Origin of the sequence: Arthrobacter sp. zg-Y20, from assembly GCF_030142075.1 — a bacterium.
GTDB lineage: Bacteria > Actinomycetota > Actinomycetes > Actinomycetales > Micrococcaceae > Arthrobacter_B.
The window spans coordinates 2475738-2492829 of sequence record NZ_CP126241.1; the positions used below are offsets into that span (position 1 = coordinate 2475738).

Consider the following 17092-nt stretch of genomic DNA (forward strand, 5'->3'; position numbering starts at 1 on the left):
TAGGCGTGGGTAAGGTAGCGCGCCCGGCCGGCGCCGGATCCTTCCCAGCATAACCTAAACGCGAATCGTTCGCATCTAGATTATGCCGGGCCGGCGCATTCAGTTACAGGCTTTCACCCGTCCGCCGGAACCCCTGCGCCTGGGTGGCATCCCGGATCTCTCCAATGAGCTGTTCGATGATGTCCTCCAGGAACAGCACGCCCCGGGTGGTTCCCTCCCGGTCCAGCACGCGGGCCAGGTGGGAGCCGGTGCGCTGCATTACGGCCAGCGCATCTTCGATTTCGTCATCCAGGCGCAGGTTGGCCAGGGTGCGGACCTTGTTCTCCGTGATCGGCCGTTCATAGGCTTCCAACGGAATCGACATGATGTCCTTCAAGTGCATGTAGCCGGTCAGGTTTCCCGCTTCGTCCACCAGGACAAAGCGCGAGAACCCGGTCCGGCCCACCGCCCGCTCGAATTCGGCAGGAGTGGAATCGGTCCGCAGCGTCACCAGTTCCTCCAGCGGCACCATGACCGTGCCGGCGGTCTGCCCGGAGAATTCCAGTGCCCCGGAAATGATGCCGGAATTATCGGCAACAGTCCCCAGCTTGGTGGACTCTTCGACGATGGACTGCATTTCCTCCAGCGTGAACGCCGAGGCCACTTCGTCCTTGGGCGTGATGCCCATCAGCCGCAGGGCATGGTTGGCCAGCCAGTTCAGCGTGCCGATGACGGGCCGCACCAGCTTCGAGATGAACACCAGCGGCGGTGCCAGCAGGAGCACGGCCCGGTCCGCCACGGACACCGAGATGTTCTTGGGGACCATCTCACCGATGGTTACGTGCAGGAAGGTGACCGCCAGCAACGCCACCAGGAAACCTGCGCCGTCGGCCGCCTCTACCGGCAGTCCCACCGCTTCCAGCGGCACGGACAGCAGGTGGTGGATGGCCGGCTCGGCCACGGACAGGATCAGCAGCGAGCAGACGGTGATGCCAAGCTGGGCGCAGGCAAGCATCAGCGAGACGTGCTCCATGGCCCACAGCGTGGTTTTGGCCCGCTTGCTGCCAGCCTCGGCATACGGCTCGATCTGGCTGCGGCGCGCGGACATCACGGCAAACTCGCCGCCTACAAAGAAGGCGTTGCCCAGCAGCAGGACCACGAGCCAGAAAATTCCTGCCAGGTCACTCATCGGATGCCTTCCCTGCGTGCCGGCCGTTCTGCAGCGGCAGCGTCCTCGTCCTCCACATGGGATTCATCCTGTTCTTCGTCCTGCGGAATGAAGCTCACCCGGTCAATGCGCCGGCCGTCCATCCGTTCCACTTCCAACAGGCCGCCGGGTACCGGAACGCGGTCCCCGGCCCGGGCAATGCGGCCCAGTTCAGCCATGATGTAGCCGCCCACAGTTTCATAGCCGGCTTCGTCGGGCATCCGCAGCAGCGGCACCAGTGCCGATACTTCGTCGGGACGCATGATTCCGGGGAAGTACCAGGCGCCGGAAGCGCTCTGCAGTACGCCGGGCTTGGCCTTGTCATGCTCGTCGGACACCTCGCCGACAATTTCCTCGACCAGGTCCTCGAGCGTGGCAACGCCGGCGGTTCCGCCGTATTCATCAAGGACGACGGCGAGCTGCAGGTTCGCGTTGCGCAGTTCCGAGAGCAGGGAATCCAGGTGCACCGTTTCCGGCACCCGCAGGACCTCGCTCATGATCGCCGCCGCAGGGAGCGTGGCCCGCCGGCTGCGGGGTACGGCCACAGCCTTCTTTACATGTACGACGCCGCGGATATCGTCCGGGGAGTCCCCCAGCACCGGGAACCGCGAGTAGCCGGTCCGGCGCGCAGCTTCGATGACGTCGGCCACCGGCTGTTCGGCGTCGATCGTCTCCAGCCTGATGCGCGGGGTCATCACGTCGGCCGCTGTGCGGCCGGCAAAGGAGAACGTGCGGGAAAGGAACGCTGCGGTGTCCTTGTCCAGGGTGCCCATTTCCGCCGACCGCCGCGCCATGGACGAAAGTTCGGACGGGGTCCGGGCGCCGGAGACCTCTTCCTTGGCCTCAAGGCCGAAGAGGTGCAGGATGCGGTTGGCAAAACCGTTCAGCAGCAGGACGGCAGGCTTGAACACCACGGTGAAGGCCAACTGCGGCCGGGCCAGCGCCTTGCCGATGCGGAAGGGCATGGCAATAGACATGTTCTTGGGGATCAGTTCACCCAGCAGCATGGAGAGGAACGTTGCCAGGATCATGGCAACGGTGACCGAGACGGAGGCCACGGCCACGGGCGGCAGTCCGACGGCCGTCAACGGTGTTTCCAACAGCCGGCCCACCGAGGGCTCCATAACGAAACCCGTCAGGAGGGTGGTCATGGTGATGCCCAGTTGGCAGCTTGAAAGCTGGGTGGAAAGCGTGGTCAGGCAGCGCAGCAGCGGTTCGGCTGCCTTGTCACCGTTTTCCACTGCGCGGCGGACGGAGGGCTGGTCCAAAGCCACCAGGGCGAATTCCACTGCGACGAAGAAGCCCGTGCCAAGAATAAGCAGCAGGCCGAACAGCAAATACAGCCATTCCATGTCAGGCCACCGCCATTAAAGAAAGGGGTGAGTGCGGTGCAGCGAAACGTTCAGACGGAGGGTGGTCGACTGCAGCCGAACTGGAAGGCTCCGAAGAAGCGGCAGGCGAATGCTGGGGTGAACGTGTGCGGGCTTTGCCGGCTCGGGGCGCACCGGCTGCGGCAACCGCAGTCCGGGACGCAGGCCGGCGCCTAGAGAAACTGTCCATAGGAAAGCCAGTTTACAGGTTTGCGCCGCCCCCGCCACAGCCGCTTCCGGAGGCTGCGCCATACCCTTCCCGGGCTGATCGGCAGGCAAGGCGTTCATGCAACAGTGCGGGATTGGCCACATCTTCGAATATGTCACTAGACTGGCATGAAGTCTCGGTCACTGCGCACCGGGCCGCACCAGCAAGTCTTGAGGCGGAACCGCTCAGATTTCATGGTGCCATCAGGGCAAACGGCAACTCATGGAAGAGGCGTATATCTAGTGCCAGACCAATCCAACCACCGCCTGCCGGAGGAATTCGGGGGCAACGAGTGGCTTGTCGATGAACTGTACGAACAGTATTTGTCGAACAAGGATTCCGTTGACAAGAAGTGGTGGAGCATTTTCGAATCCTTCAAAGCTGAAGACGCCAAGTCAGGCAATGGTTCAAATGGCTCCAACGGCTCCGGTGCACCGTCAGAGCTCGGTGCCCACCCGGTAACCCGGCAGCTGCCGGCCGTACGGGCAGAGTCGACCGCCCCCAACGCACCCAAGGCATCCGGCGAGTCCCCCGCTGCAACGCAGCAGTCGGGCAAGCCGCCGGTGGCAAAGGAACCCGCCAAGGCCGCTACCCCGGCTGAGGCCCCCAAGGCCGAAGCTCCCAAGGCTGCCCCCATCCCCGCACAGCTGCCCAAGACCCAGCCCAGCGATGCCGCCACCGAAGAGGACAAAGTCACCGTCCTGCGCGGACCGGCCAAGGCCATTGCCACCAACATGGACCTGAGCCTGACCGTTCCCACGGCCACCACGGTGCGGGCCATTCCCGCCAAGCTGCTGATCGACAACCGCATCGTCATCAACAGCCACCTGGAGCGTGCCCGCGGCGGCAAGGTCTCCTTCACTCATCTGCTCGGCTACGCCATTATCCGTGCCGCCGCCCAGTTCCCGTCCATGAACGTGCACTACGACGAAGTGGACGGCAAGCCCGTTGCCGTCCAGCCGGCACACGTGAATTTCGGCCTGGCCATCGACATGCCCAAGCCGGACGGCACCCGCCTGCTGGTGGTACCGAACATCAAGAAGGCCGAAACCCTGAACTTCTCGGAGTTCTGGCACGCCTATGAGGACCTGGTCAAGCGGGCCCGCGCAGGCAAGCTCGGCGCCGACGACTACCGCGGCACCACCATATCGCTGACCAACCCGGGCGGCATCGGCACCGTGCATTCTGTGCCCCGCCTCTCCAAGGGCCAGGCCGCCATCATCGGCGCCGGCGCCCTCGAGTACCCGGCGGAGTTCCAGGGCGCAAACGAGAAGATCCTCGCCCGCAACGCCATCAGCAAGGTCATCACCCTGACCTCCACCTATGACCACCGCGTCATCCAGGGTGCCGGCAGCGGCGAGTTCCTGCGCATCATCCACCAGCTGCTGCTGGGCGAGCAGGGTTTCTACGATGAGATCTTCGAATCCCTGCGCATCCCGTACGAACCGGTCCGCTGGAGCCCCGACATCCAGGTCAACCCTGACGAGCAGATCAACAAGGTTGCCCGGATCCAGCAGCTGATTCACGCCTACCGGGTCCGCGGCCACCTGATGGCCGACACCAACCCGCTGGAATACGTGCAGCGCCGCCATGCGGACCTGGACGTCCTCAACCACGGCCTGACGCTCTGGGACCTGGACCGCGAGTGGCCCACGGGCGGCTTCGGCGGCAAGCCGATGCTGAAACTGCGCAAGATCCTCGGCGTCCTGCGCGATGCGTACTGCCGCACCGCGGGCATCGAGTACATGCACATCCAGGACCCCGAAGAGCGCCAGTGGTTCCAGGACCGCCTGGAAACCAAGTACACCAAGCCCACCCGCGAAGAGCAGCTGCGTATCCTGAGCAAGCTCAACGCTGCGGAAGCCTTCGAAACCTTCCTGCAGACCAAGTTCGTGGGCCAGAAGCGCTTCTCGCTGGAAGGTGGCGAATCCCTGATTCCGCTGCTCGATGCGGTGATTTCCGGTGCCGCCGACGACGGCCTCGAAGAGGTCGGCATCGGCATGGCCCACCGCGGGCGCCTCAACGTGCTGACCAACATTGCGGGCAAGACCTACGCCCAGGTCTTCCGTGAATTCGAAGGCACACAGGATCCGCGCAGCGTCCAGGGTTCCGGCGACGTGAAGTACCACCTCGGCACCGAGGGCACCTTCACCTCCGACAACGGAAACCAGACCAAGGTCTACCTCGCAGCCAACCCCTCCCACCTCGAAGCCGGCGACTCGGTGCTCGAAGGCATTGTCCGCGCCAAGCAGGACCGCCTGGATAAGGGCGACGAATTCCCCGTCCTGCCGATCCTCGTGCACGGCGATGCGGCCTTCGCAGGGCAGGGCGTGGTGGCGGAAACGCTGAACCTCTCCCAGCTGCGCGGCTACCGCACCGGCGGCACCATCCACGTGGTGGTCAACAACCAGGTGGGCTTCACCACCTCCCCCACCTCCTCCCGCTCCTCGGTCTACTCCACCGACGTCGCGAAGATGGTCCAGGCGCCCATCTTCCACGTCAACGGAGACGACCCCGAAGCAGTGGTCCGCGTGGGCCAGCTGGCGTATGAATACCGCCAGCGCTTCCACAAGGACGTTGTCATCGACATGGTCTGCTACCGCCGGCGCGGACACAACGAAGGCGACGACCCTTCGATGACCCAGCCGATGATGTACAGCCTGATCGAGGCCAAGCGTTCGGTACGCAAGCTCTACACCGAGTCCCTGATCGGCCGCGGCGATATCAGCCAGGACGAGGCCGAGCAGGCCCTGCGCGACTACCAGGGCCGCCTCGAGCGGGTCTTCGCTGAAACGCATGCCGCTCAAACCTCGCCCATCCCCGTGATCACCAAGGACACGGAAGCCATTTCCGACCTGGAGCGTCCTGCCGCCCAGCAGGAAGGCACCACGATCATCAAGCCGGCCAGCACCGCGGTTTCCCCCGAGGTCCTGGCACACATCGGCAAGGCCCACGTGGCTGTGCCGGAAGGCTTCACCGTCCACCCGAAGCTGAAGTCACTGCTGGAGAAGCGCGAGCAGATGTCCCGCGAAGGCAACATCGACTGGGGCTTCGCAGAGATTGCGGCCTTCGGCTCGCTGCTGATGGAAGGCGTCCCCGTACGCCTTGCCGGCCAGGACTCCCGCCGCGGCACCTTCACCCAGCGCCACGCCGTCTTCCACGACCGGGCCACCGGCGAGGAATGGATGCCGCTGGCGGAGCTGGACCCGAACCAGGCGAAGCTGTGGATCTATGACTCCCTGCTTTCCGAATTCGCGGCCATGGGCTTCGAATACGGCTACTCGGTGGAACGCCCGGACGCCCTGGTGCTCTGGGAGGCGCAGTTCGGCGACTTCGTCAACGGTGCCCAGACCATCATCGATGAGTTCATCTCCTCCGCCGAGCAGAAGTGGGGCCAGCGTTCCTCGCTGGTGCTGATGCTCCCGCACGGTTACGAGGGCCAGGGTCCGGACCACTCGTCCGCCCGTATTGAGCGTTTCCTGCAGATGTGCGCGGAAGACAACATGATTGTTGCCAACCCGACTACGGGTGCCTCGCACTTCCACCTGCTGCGCCGTCAGGCGTACAGCCGGCCGCGGAAGCCCCTGGTCGTCTTTACGCCCAAGCAGCTGCTGCGCCTCAAGGCAGCGGCAACGTCGGTGGAGGACTTCACGCACGGCGAGTTCCAGCCGGTTATCCCCGAGCATGCCGAGCTGGATGCCAATGCCGTGGACCGGGTACTGCTGGTCTCCGGACGGCTGTACTACGATCTGCTGGCCAACCGCCAGAAGACCGGGGATGAGAAGACGGCCATTGTCCGGGTGGAGCAGCTTTACCCGATCCCGGTCGACGAGATCCGTGCCGCCGTGGGCAAGTACCCGAATGCGGAGATTGTCTGGGCACAGGATGAGCCGGCCAACCAGGGCCCGTGGCCGTTTATGGGCCTGAACCTGCCGCAGCACCTGGATTCCCGCCTGCGCCTGGTCTCCCGGCCGGCGTCGGCGTCCACCGCCACCGGCTCGGCCAAGCGCCATGCCGTGGAGCAGGACATCCTCGTGAAGAAGGCCTTCGAACGTCAGTAGGCTAGGTTTGGGGTGGGGCGCTTCGGCGTCCCACCCTGTTTTTTGACTTGAGAAGGTGACTAGTGGAACAACGCAGAATTCGGCTTGCTGCGGTGGGTGATGAGCTGCTGGCCGGACACGGGGATCCGCGGGCACTCGGCTGGCTGGGGCGTGTCCTGGCCCGCACCTCGCCCGACAACGTGAACCTTCAGGCCTACAGCCTTGCCGCGCCCCATGAGGGTACGGAGGCCCTTGCCAACCGGTGGCTCCCGGAAGCGGGACGCCGGTTCGAGGACGGCTGCGACAACCGCCTGGTCATCGGACTGTCGGACCGTGACTTGGATCTGGAGCTCACCACGGCGCGGAGCCGGCTGAACCTGGCGAACATCCTCGACGGTGCGGCCCAGATGAGCATTAAGGTCTTTGTCGTCGGGCCTCCCCCGGGGCTGAACCCGGAGCGGAACCGGAAGCTCGCGGACCTGTCTGCAGCCTTCGGCGATGTCACCACGCGGCGTAAGCACATGTACGTGGACACCCTCAATCCGCTGTTGAACCATGAGCAGTGGCGCACGGATCTGGCTGCCAACGGCGGAACGCCAGGCCAGGCAGGTTACGGCCTCATGGCATGGCTGGTACTGCACCGCGGCTGGTACCAGTGGCTCGACCTGCCAGATATGAACTAACTGCACGCTGCTGGCCTGCACAGCCTTCAAAAGGCCCTTCCGGATTGCTCCGGGAGGGCCTTTCTGCATGCATTTTCATCTTGTTTTCATGCAGCTCCCCATTTGTTCCCCCATGAGGCCACGATCAGGTAACGATCAGTTAACAACCCGTAACTTGTCTCACACCGGAAACATTTAGTGGTTAGTGTTTCTCCACATGTGGCGGCAATCACTCGCCGCGTGGGGGGCCATCTTTGGTGGTTCCTGACTCCTCATCACCAGTTAGGACTACAGATGCGTACTAAGCGCACGGCAGCTCTTGCCGCACTCTCCGTAGGTGCCCTGTTCCTGGGCGCCTGTGGATCCGCCGGGGGCGGAACCGAAAGCGAAGGCGGTGCCGACGAGACCGAAAACCTTGCCTCGACCATCACCGTCGCCATCAGCCAGGCTCCGGACGCGTACAACTCCGGTACGGCCAACACCAACAGCACGTACAACACGTACGTTGACAACCTGGTGCACAGCAACTTCGTGGAGTACAGCCCCAACGGCGTTATTCACAACGAAGAATTCGGCACCATGGAGAAGACCAGCGACGATCCGCTGACGGTGAAGTACTCCATCAACGAAGACGCCAAGTGGTCCGACGGTACGCCCATCGACTTCGACGACGTCCTGCTGAACTGGGCCGCCTACTCGGGCAAGACTGTGGGCGCCGACGGCGAGAACATCTTCCAGCCCTCCTCCACCAACGGTTTCTCGCAGACGAAGATGATCGAAGGCGAAGCAGGCGACAAGGAATTCGAGATGGTCTTCGAAACTCCTTACGCCGACTGGGAAGCCCTGATGATCGGCCCGCTCATGCCTGCGCACATCGCTGCGAAGCAGGGCGGTATGAGCACGGAGAACAACGGCGAGGCACTGATCAAGGCCATCCAGGCGAACGACGTTGCCGGGCTGACCCCCATGGCCGATTTCTGGAACACCGGCTGGAACTACGAGGCAGACCTCGCCAAGCTTCCGGATGCCAAGCTGATCCCGTCCTCCGGTCCGTACATGCTGGACAACGCCACTGACGGCACCCTGACCCTCAAGCGCAACGAGAACTACTGGGGCGACGAGCGCAAGGGCAAGACCGAGAACATTGTCTTCAAGGCAATCGAAGACACCGAGGCCGTTCAGGCCCTGCAGAACGGCGACGTCGATATCATCGAGCCGTCCGGCGCAACGGTTGACACGAAGACCGCCATCGAAAACATCGGTGACAGCGTTGAAATGCTGACCGGTCCGGAACTGACCTTCAGCCACATCGACCTGGACCAGTCCGAGAACGGTGTGTTCAAGGATCTGGCCGTACGCCAGGCCTTCTCCAAGTGCGTACCGCGTGAGGACATTGTCGAGAAGTTCGCGAAGCCGGTCGACGAAAACGCCACCGTGGACAACCTGCGCGAGTACCAGCCGGGCCAGGAAGATTACGAAGACGTCCTGGAAGGCGCGCCGTCGGCCAGCGACTACGACGAAGTGGACCTTGAGGGCGCCAAGAAGCTGCTCGCCGACGCCGGCAAGACCACCCCGGTCTCCGTGCGCCTGATGTTCTCCTCTACCAGCCAGCTGCGTGCGGACATCGTCACCTTGATCAAGAACTCCTGTGACCAGGCCGGCTTCGACATCGTTCCGACCCCGGACCCGAAGTGGAGCGCCAAGCTCTCCGAGCCCGGAGCATGGGATGCCATCCTGTTCGGTTGGGCCGGTTCCGGCCTGGCCGCCAGCGCGCAGTCCATCTACGTCTCCGACGGTGAGCAGAACTACGGCAAGTTCACCAACACGGAACTGGACAAGCTCTGGGACCAGATCGCCAGCTCCACTGACGCAGAAGAAGTCAAGGAACTGAAGACCAAGGCCGAGGAAATCCTGGCCGCAGAGGTCTACAACGTGGTCCTTTACGCGAACTCCGGAGTTGTTGCGCACAGCTCCAAGATGGAGAACGTGGAATTGAACCCGAGCCAGAACGGCATCACTTGGAATGCCTACAAGTGGACCAAGCAGGCCTAGCCATACCACGCTAGCCGCAGCATAAGCGGGGATGGGCAGACCTCAGTGTCTGTCCATCCCCCTGCTTATGCCCGCAGTGTTCTTTAGCCCCACCCTCCAAGGAGCCCTCGGTGTTCTACTTCATTCTTAAAAGAGCGGTTTCCTCGTTCTTCATCCTCCTCGCCGCGACAGCCCTCATGTTTGTCCTGGCCATCAATTCCGGCGATCCTTACCACGACCTCGCAGAGCTGCGCGGTCCGGACAAAGAGTCCCGCATCGCAGCCCGCACCGAAGCCATGCACCTCGACCAGCCGGTCCATATCCGGTACATACTCTGGCTGCAGGAAATCGGCCGCTGCATCGTTCCGGGCGGGGCACAGTGCACCCTCGGCCTGGACCGCGTAGGCAACCCGGTTGTGGAGCAACTGCAGTCCGCGGTCGGCTCGACCTTCCGGCTGGTGATCGTAGCAACGGTGCTGGCGATCATCCTCGGTGTCCTGGTCGGCGTCGTCACGGCCCTTCGCCAGTACAGCGTGTTCGACTACTCGATCACCTTCGTAGCCTTCCTGCTCTTCTCCATGCCGCTGTTCTGGCTGTCCACGCTGCTCAAGCAGTACCTGGCCATTGGACTGAACACGTGGCTCGCGAATCCGGCCATGTCCTATCTGGGCATAGCGGTGCTGGGACTCGTGGCCGGTTTGATCTGGATGATCGTCATCGGCGGCGACACCCGCCGGCGGGTACGGGTCTTCGCCATCGCCGCAGTGGCAACCTCCCTGACTTTCCTGCTCCTGCTGATCTCCGGATGGTTCAAGACTCCGGGCTTCGGTCCCTTCGGTGTCCTCGTCAGTGCCTTCGCCATCGCAGTGGGTGCCACGGCCCTGTTCGCCGGGTTCCGGCGACGCCGCGTGGTCTACGCGACCCTTGCAACGGCAGCCGCAGGATTCGTCGGTTACTTGGTCACCATGCCCCTCATGGAAGATCCCAACTGGCTCACCATCGCAGCGCTGGCGGTCGTGACTGTGGCCGTGTCTGCGGCCATCGGCCACTTTGTCGGCGGACCCTACGCCAAACAGGCGCGCCAGCTGACCGCCGTCGTCGGGCTGCTGATCGGTTTCATCGTCTTTTTGGACGCCCTCCTGCACGCCTACCCGTCGCTCTCACGCAAGAACGGCGGCCGGCCGATCCCCACCACCGGTTCCTCCACTCCCAACCTGGAGGGCACGTTCTGGGAGGTGAACCTGGATTACGCGCTGTACCTGATTCTGCCGACCATAGCCATCATGCTCATCTCCTTCGCCATGTACACCCGCTACACCCGGGCCAGCCAGCTGGACGTCATGACCCAGGACTACATCCGCACCGCCCGGGCGAAGGGCCTGAGCGAGCGGACCGTGGTTGTGAAGCACGCCTTCCGCAACGCGATGATCCCCATCACCACCCTGATGGCCTTCGACTTCGCCGGTGTCCTCGGCGGCGCCGTGGTCACGGAGTCGGTATTCGGCTGGAACGGCATGGGCAAGATGTTCACCGACGGGCTCACCAACGTGGACCCGAACGTCATCATGGCGTTTTTCCTCGTCACGGGCGTGGCCGCGGTGACCTTCAACATGCTGGCTGATATCGCGTACGCCTTCCTCGACCCGCGCATCAGCCTGAACTGATTGGCAGACCAATGACAGATAACAAGATTTCCCCTGACGGGTCGAAGGAGTCCAGCCCGGAGCTGGCAGCCATGACGCTGGCCAGCCAGCGGACCGTCACGGCAGACTCCCCCGCTACGCAGGGCGTCGTCGCCGAACCGAAAATCACTGAAGCCAAGAGCCAGTCCAAGCTGGTCCGCGAACGCTTCTTCCGGCACAAGGGTGCCATGGGCGGCATGATCGGCCTGCTCTTCATCGTGGTGCTGGCCTTCACCTCCATCGGCCTGAGTGTTGGTCCCGTGCAGATTCCGGGCTGGTGGAAGCACACCTTCTCCGAAGTGATGGAAACATCCAACGGCGGCAGGCCCACCCTGTCCTGGACCGGGCTGGGTGAACACCCCTTCGGCCAGGATGCCCTGGGCCGGGACTACTTCGCCATGACCATGCGCGGGGCCCAGATCTCCCTGACCATCGCCTTCATTGTCGGTATCGTCGGCACCGTCATCGGCACCGTGGTGGGTGCCCTGGCCGGCTACTACCGCGGCAAGGTCGAAGCCGTCCTGATGCGCTTCACCGACGTCATCATCACCATCCCGCTGCTGGTGGTTGCCGCAGTCCTGTCCACCATCGTGGCCAAGGCCGGCATCGTGGTCTTCGCTGTCTTCCTGGGCATGCTCACCTGGACCGGCCTGGCCCGCATTGTGCGCGGCGAGTTCCTGTCCCTGCGGGAAAAGGAGTTCGTGGAAGCGGCCAAGTCGGTGGGCGCCACCTCGAGCAGGATCATCTTCAAGCACATCCTGCCCAACACCGTGGGCGTCATCATCGTTTCCGCCACGCTGGCCATCTCCGGAGCCATCCTGCTGGAAACCGCCCTGGGCTTCCTGGGCCTGGGCGTGCAGGAACCGGACACCTCACTGGGCAAGCTGATCAACGAGAACCGGTCCGCGATGACCGTCCGCCCCTGGGTCTTCCTGTGGCCGGGCATCTTCATTGTGGCCATCGCCCTTGCCGTGAACTTCATCGGTGACGGACTCCGGGATGCGTTTGATCCCCGACAGACAAGGAACAAGCAATGACCTCCACACCGGTATACAGCGACACCCCGGCGGCGGGAACAGCATCCGCCATCCTTGAGGTCAGCGGACTCGGCGTCGACTTCAACGTGGACAACGAGTGGGTCATGGCCGCCGAAGACGTGAACTACAACGTGTACCCGGGCGAAATCCTGGCCATCGTGGGCGAGTCCGGATCGGGTAAGAGCATGTCCTCCATGGCGTTGCTCGGTCTGCTCCCGGGCAACGGGCGCTCCACCGGCAGTGCCAAGCTGCAGGGCAAGGAACTGATCGGTGCGCCGCAGTCGGCGCTGCGGAAGATCCGCGGCAATGACATCGCCATGATCTTCCAGGAACCCATGACCGCACTGAACCCGGTGCTGACCGTGGGTGAGCAGATCAAGGAAATCATCGAGCAGCACACCGACGCCTCGCCGGCACAGGCGCGCGAGCGAGCCATTGAGCTGCTGCGCATGGTGGAAATCCCGGATCCGGAAACCCGCTACGGGAACTACCCGCACCAGTTCTCCGGCGGACAGCGCCAGCGCGCAATGATTGCCATCGCCATCGCCAATGATCCGATCCTCCTCATTGCCGACGAGCCCACCACCGCATTGGACGTCACCGTCCAGGCAGAGGTTCTGGAACTGCTGCGCAAGCTCAACAAACGCCTGAACAGTGCCATCCTGTTGATCACCCACGACATGGGCGTGGTGGCCGACCTGGCGGACAACGTGGTGGTGATGCAGAACGGCCGGATCGTGGAAGCGGCCTCTGTCGCGGACCTCTTCGGTGCCCCGCAGCAGGACTACACCAGGTCCCTGCTCGACGCCGTGCCGCACCTGGGCTCAAAGGTCGGCGGCGTGCTCGCCGCGGTGGAGGTGGAGGACGACGGTTCCCTGCAAATCACCGAGGCACCCCGCCAGGTGATGGTTGAATCCAACGAGGTGACCGACCCGACATCGTCGCAGACCCCGGCGCTGCAGTTGGAGAACGTCGCCATCGAATACCCGGGCCGGTTCCGCCAGCCGGCGTTCCGTGCCGTGTCCGATGTATCGTTCACCATCATGCCCGGCGAGGTCATGGGCCTGGTAGGCGAGTCCGGATCCGGCAAGTCCACCATTGGACGCGCCGTGACCGGGCTGCTGCCCGTGGCCGAAGGCAGCGTGCGGATCAACGGGACCGATATTGCCGGGCTTTCGCCCAAGAAGATGCGTCCGCTGCGGCGGAAGTTCGCCATCGTTTTCCAGGACCCGGCGGCGTCGCTGAACCCGCGCATGTCCATCGGCGAAAGCATCGGCGAGCCGCTGTTCCTGCACGAGAAGCTGTCCAAGGCAGACCTGGACAAGCGCGTGGAGAACCTGCTGGATGACGTGCAGCTGCCCAAGAGCTTCCGCAACCGCTACCCGCATGAGCTTTCCGGCGGCCAGCGCCAGCGCGTGGGTATTGCCCGGGCGCTGTCGCTGCGGCCGTCGCTGCTGGTGGCGGATGAACCGACGTCGGCCCTGGATGTCTCCGTCCAGGCACGGGTGCTGGCGCTGCTGCAGGACCTGCAGCGCGAGTACGGCTTTGCGTGCCTGTTTGTCAGCCACGACCTGGCCGTGGTGGAAATCCTGGCCAGCCACATTGCCGTGCTAAACAAGGGCCGGATGGTGGAACAGGGCTCCACGGAGCAGGTGCTGAAGTACCCGCAGGATCCCTACACCCGGCGGCTGCTGGCAGCTGCCCCGGTCCCGGATCCGGCAGAACAGGCCTACCGGCGGGAGCAGCGCAACGCCCTGCTCTCCGCCGGCGGCACCGAGTAGGAACAGCACCAGGCGGCAGCTCCCGGACAGGAGCTGCCCCGGGTACGGCCCGGAACGGCGGCGGCGTCAGTGGCGGAAGACGATCTTCCCCACGACGTCGCCGTCCTGCATTTTCCGGAAGCCCTTTTCCGCTTCCTCCAGCGGCAGCACGGAGTCGATCTCCGGGCGCACTCCGGTGGCCAGCAGGAACGCCACCAGGCGCTGCAGCTCGGCACGGGTCCCCATAGTGGATCCGAGGACCTTCAGCTGCAGGAAAAACACGCGGTTCAGGTCCGCCGGCGGGTTGGGTCCGCTGGTGGCCCCGCAGGTCACCAGGGCACCGCCGGGCTTCAACGACTTCAGCGAATGGGCCCAGGTGGCCTCGCCCACCGAATCGAAAACCGTGTCCACCCGCTCCGGCAGCCGGGCACCGGCGTCGAACACCTGTTCCGCGCCCAACCGCAGGGCGTGCTCCCGCTTGGCTTCGCTCCGGCTGACGGCCCATACCCGGTACCCCGCAGCGGAAGCCATGCTGATCAGGGCCGTCGCCACTCCCCCGCCGGCGCCCTGGACCAGGACAGTGGATCCCGGCGCCGCAGGGTTGATCGTGAAGAGCATCCGGTATGCCGTCAGCCAGGCGGTGGGTAGGCAGGCCGCCTCCTCGAAGCTCAGCCCGGCGGGCTTCGGCACCAGGTTGCGTTCGGGAACCCACACTTCATCGGCCATGGCGCCGGGGTGTTTCTCCGAAAGCAGGCTCCGCCGCGGATCCAGGGTTTCATCCCCTTCCCAGCCCGGGGAGGACACAACGGCGTGGACAATAACCTCGTTGCCGTCGTCGTCGATGCCGGCGGCGTCGCAGCCCAGGACCATGGGCAGGCGCTCGTCCGGCAGGCCCACCCCCTGCAGGGACCAGAGGTCGTGGTGGTTCAGCGCAGAGGCCTTGACCCGTACGCGCCGGAAACCTTCCGGCGGCTGCGGCGGCTCGAGCTCCCCCACCCGCAGGCCGCTGATCGGATCGCCGGCGGATTGGGTTTGTGCGTATACGGCTCGCATCTGGAAACTCCCTTGTTCGTTTTGCGGCTCTTCGTGACCCCAATCCTAGGGGTGGTGCCGGGCACAGGACCGTTTAGGCGTGCACGCGGGGCATGTGGGACACTGGAGGGCAGAACTTTTCGGAATCAAAGGAGGCAGCTATGAGCAAGCGTGCACGCAAGCGTCGTGACCGTAAGCGCGGCGGCGCTAACCACGGTAAGCGTCCCAACACCTAAGCAAGAATGGTGAGCCGCGTGGCCATTTTTGGCCAGGCACAGAAAACCCCCGGTACCAGCAGGTACCGGGGGTTTTTCATGCCTGCGGCGGTCTTAGTGGTCCGCTGTCTGGATCTGGCTGATGCGGCTGAGGATGCTTGCCTTCAGCGTCTCGGGAGCCGCTTCGGTGCAGGAACGCTTCACCACGGAGCGGATGACGCATTCCAGGTCGTGTTCCTGCGCGCACTCGGGACAGCCGTCAAGGTGTTCCTTGATTTCCACGAGGTCCTTGTGGGACAGCGCGCCGTCCAGGTACTCGTACAGCCGTTCGATGCGGGCGTCTTCGCAATCGCCCAGGCTCTGGCAATCGCTCATAGCTCATTCCCCTGTTTCTTGGTTGATGCGCCGGTTTCGGCTGCGGGCACTTTGCCCTTGATGCCGCGGTCGCGGGCATACTCCGCCAGGAGTTCGCGAAGCATCTTGCGCCCGCGGTGCAGGCGGGACATCACGGTGCCGATCGGCGTGTTCATGATTTCTGAGATTTCCTTGTACGCGAAACCCTCCACATCGGAGAAGTACACGGCAAGCCGGAACTCCTCCGGAATGGACTGCAGGGCATCCTTGACGTCGGAGTCGGGCAGATGGTCCAGCGCCACGGCTTCTGCGGAGCGCAACCCCGTGGAGCTGTGCTCGGCTGCGCGGGCCAGCTGCCAGTCCTCAACGCCCTCGGAATTGGCCTGCAGGGGTTCCCGCTGCCGCTTCCGGTAGAGATTGATGTAGGTGTTGGTCAGGATGCGGTACAGCCAGGCCTTGAGGTTGGTTCCCGGCCGGTACTGGTGAAAGGCGGAGAACGCCTTTGTGTAGGCCTCCTGCACCAGGTCTTCCGCGTCAGAGGGGTTCCGTGCCATCCGCATGGCTGCTGAATAGAGCTGGTCCACGTACTGCATGGCATCCTGCTCAAAGCGCAGCTTGCGTGCCTCGTCCGATTCGGTGGCAACGTCAAGTTCGAAGTTTTCCACGTGGGGGCTGCCTTCCGGCGCATCAGTTCTCATCACCTCCCAGTCTACGGTGCGGGCGGGCACCCGTACGCGTAGCTTCGGCTCCGGCGCAGTCTGCACTGCGGTCAGCGTGGCAGCTGGCACTATGGCGTCTCCTCAACAGTTGAAAGCACATCCTGATACTGGTCCCAACGACGGCGCCGGTCCCCCTATTCCCGCCGGAGGCCCGGATTGTGCCAAAGCCGCACGGAGCCGGACTAAGGTGGAGGCAGCACCAAATGTTGTTTTTCGCGTAACTTGTGGATTCGCCAGGAGGCACTTATGTCGTTAGTCCGTTTGATTGCACGCCCGCTGCTCGCCACCGGTTTTGTTGCCGTGGGCGTGGAGCGCCTTCGCAATGTTGACCAGACCGCCGAACAGCTCACCCCCACCCTTAACCTCATCGGCAAAACCGTACCGGCTGCTGCGGGGGCCGCTTCCAACCCCGTGCTGGTGGCCCGGGTTGCCGGGTACACCCAGGTAGCTGCTGCCTCCCTGCTGGGCATGGGCAAGTTCGCCCGCCTGGCGTCCCTGCTGCTCGCCGGCACCACCGCTCTGAACTCGGTGGTGGAGTACCGCAACGCAGAGGCTTCCACCGCTGCCGAGCGCAAGGAGCGGCGCAACCAGCTGCTCAAGAACCTCTCCCTGATCGGCGGCGTCCTGCTCTCCGCAGTGGACACGAACGGCCGTCCGGGACTGGCCTGGCGTGCCAACCACCTGGCCGCCGACACGGGCCGCAAGGGCCGTGCCGCTGCGAAGGCGGTCAAGAAGACCACCGGCAAGCAGCTCAAGGCCGTGTCCAACGCTGCGTCGGACATCGTGGGTTCCTAGC

General features: G+C 64.0%; 13 protein-coding genes. 8 read left to right on the top strand and 5 right to left on the bottom strand.

What is annotated here, in order from left to right; all coding sequences use genetic code 11:
- Window positions 1–103: 103 nt before the first annotated feature.
- Entirely contained in the window at window positions 104–1168 is a 1065-nt protein-coding gene (locus QNO06_RS11895) for a hemolysin family protein (RefSeq protein WP_227913806.1), read from the bottom strand.
- A complete protein-coding gene (locus tag QNO06_RS11900) occupies window positions 1165–2538 on the bottom strand; it encodes a hemolysin family protein (RefSeq protein ID WP_227913805.1) in 1374 nt (457 codons plus the stop codon). The genes QNO06_RS11895 and QNO06_RS11900 overlap by 4 nt, the downstream gene beginning before the upstream one ends.
- Before the next feature lie 468 nt (window positions 2539–3006).
- Between QNO06_RS11900 and QNO06_RS11905 the strand changes: the two genes are divergently transcribed.
- The 6 genes from QNO06_RS11905 to QNO06_RS11930 all read left to right on the top strand — a co-directional run bounded on the left by QNO06_RS11905 (window position 3007) and on the right by QNO06_RS11930 (window position 13997).
- Window positions 3007–6825, top strand: coding sequence for a multifunctional oxoglutarate decarboxylase/oxoglutarate dehydrogenase thiamine pyrophosphate-binding subunit/dihydrolipoyllysine-residue succinyltransferase subunit (locus QNO06_RS11905; RefSeq protein WP_227913804.1), 3819 nt, complete (start codon window positions 3007–3009; stop codon window positions 6823–6825).
- A 62-nt stretch (window positions 6826–6887) separates the two neighbouring features.
- Window positions 6888–7487 (top strand): GDSL-type esterase/lipase family protein, encoded by a 600-nt coding sequence (locus QNO06_RS11910; protein ID WP_227913803.1) that lies wholly within the window; start codon window positions 6888–6890, stop codon window positions 7485–7487.
- A 273-nt stretch (window positions 7488–7760) separates the two neighbouring features.
- Window positions 7761–9518: an ABC transporter family substrate-binding protein gene (locus QNO06_RS11915; protein WP_227913802.1), complete on the top strand. Its 1758-nt coding sequence runs from the start codon at window positions 7761–7763 to the stop codon at window positions 9516–9518.
- Between the two features lie 110 nt (window positions 9519–9628).
- Complete coding sequence (locus tag QNO06_RS11920; RefSeq protein WP_227913801.1) at window positions 9629–11161, top strand: ABC transporter permease; 1533 nt, start codon at window positions 9629–9631, stop codon at window positions 11159–11161.
- Window positions 11162–11172: 11 nt separating this feature from the next.
- Window positions 11173–12216, top strand: a complete 1044-nt coding sequence (locus QNO06_RS11925) for an ABC transporter permease (RefSeq protein ID WP_227913800.1) — start codon at window positions 11173–11175, stop codon at window positions 12214–12216.
- Entirely contained in the window at window positions 12213–13997 is a 1785-nt protein-coding gene (locus QNO06_RS11930; RefSeq protein WP_227913799.1) for an ABC transporter ATP-binding protein, read from the top strand. Before QNO06_RS11925 ends, QNO06_RS11930 begins: the two co-directional genes overlap by 4 nt.
- Before the next feature lie 66 nt (window positions 13998–14063).
- Here QNO06_RS11930 and QNO06_RS11935 read toward each other — a convergent pair whose 3' ends face one another.
- Window positions 14064–15029, bottom strand: coding sequence for a zinc-binding dehydrogenase (locus QNO06_RS11935; RefSeq protein ID WP_227913798.1), 966 nt, complete (start codon window positions 15027–15029; stop codon window positions 14064–14066).
- A gap of 140 nt (window positions 15030–15169) precedes the next feature.
- Between QNO06_RS11935 and QNO06_RS17045 the strand changes: the two genes are divergently transcribed.
- A complete protein-coding gene (locus QNO06_RS17045) occupies window positions 15170–15244 on the top strand; it encodes a 50S ribosomal protein bL37 (protein WP_369299106.1) in 75 nt (24 codons plus the stop codon).
- Between the two features lie 93 nt (window positions 15245–15337).
- Here QNO06_RS17045 and rsrA read toward each other — a convergent pair whose 3' ends face one another.
- Window positions 15338–15598 (bottom strand): mycothiol system anti-sigma-R factor, encoded by a 261-nt coding sequence (gene rsrA, locus QNO06_RS11940; RefSeq protein ID WP_227913797.1) that lies wholly within the window; start codon window positions 15596–15598, stop codon window positions 15338–15340.
- Window positions 15595–16275 (bottom strand): sigma-70 family RNA polymerase sigma factor, encoded by a 681-nt coding sequence (locus tag QNO06_RS11945; RefSeq protein ID WP_227913796.1) that lies wholly within the window; start codon window positions 16273–16275, stop codon window positions 15595–15597. The genes rsrA and QNO06_RS11945 overlap by 4 nt, the downstream gene beginning before the upstream one ends.
- Before the next feature lie 267 nt (window positions 16276–16542).
- On the opposite strand from QNO06_RS11945, the gene QNO06_RS11950 reads away from it, so the two are divergent.
- Entirely contained in the window at window positions 16543–17091 is a 549-nt protein-coding gene (locus QNO06_RS11950) for a DoxX family protein (protein WP_227913795.1), read from the top strand.
- Window position 17092: the final 1 nt, after the last annotated feature.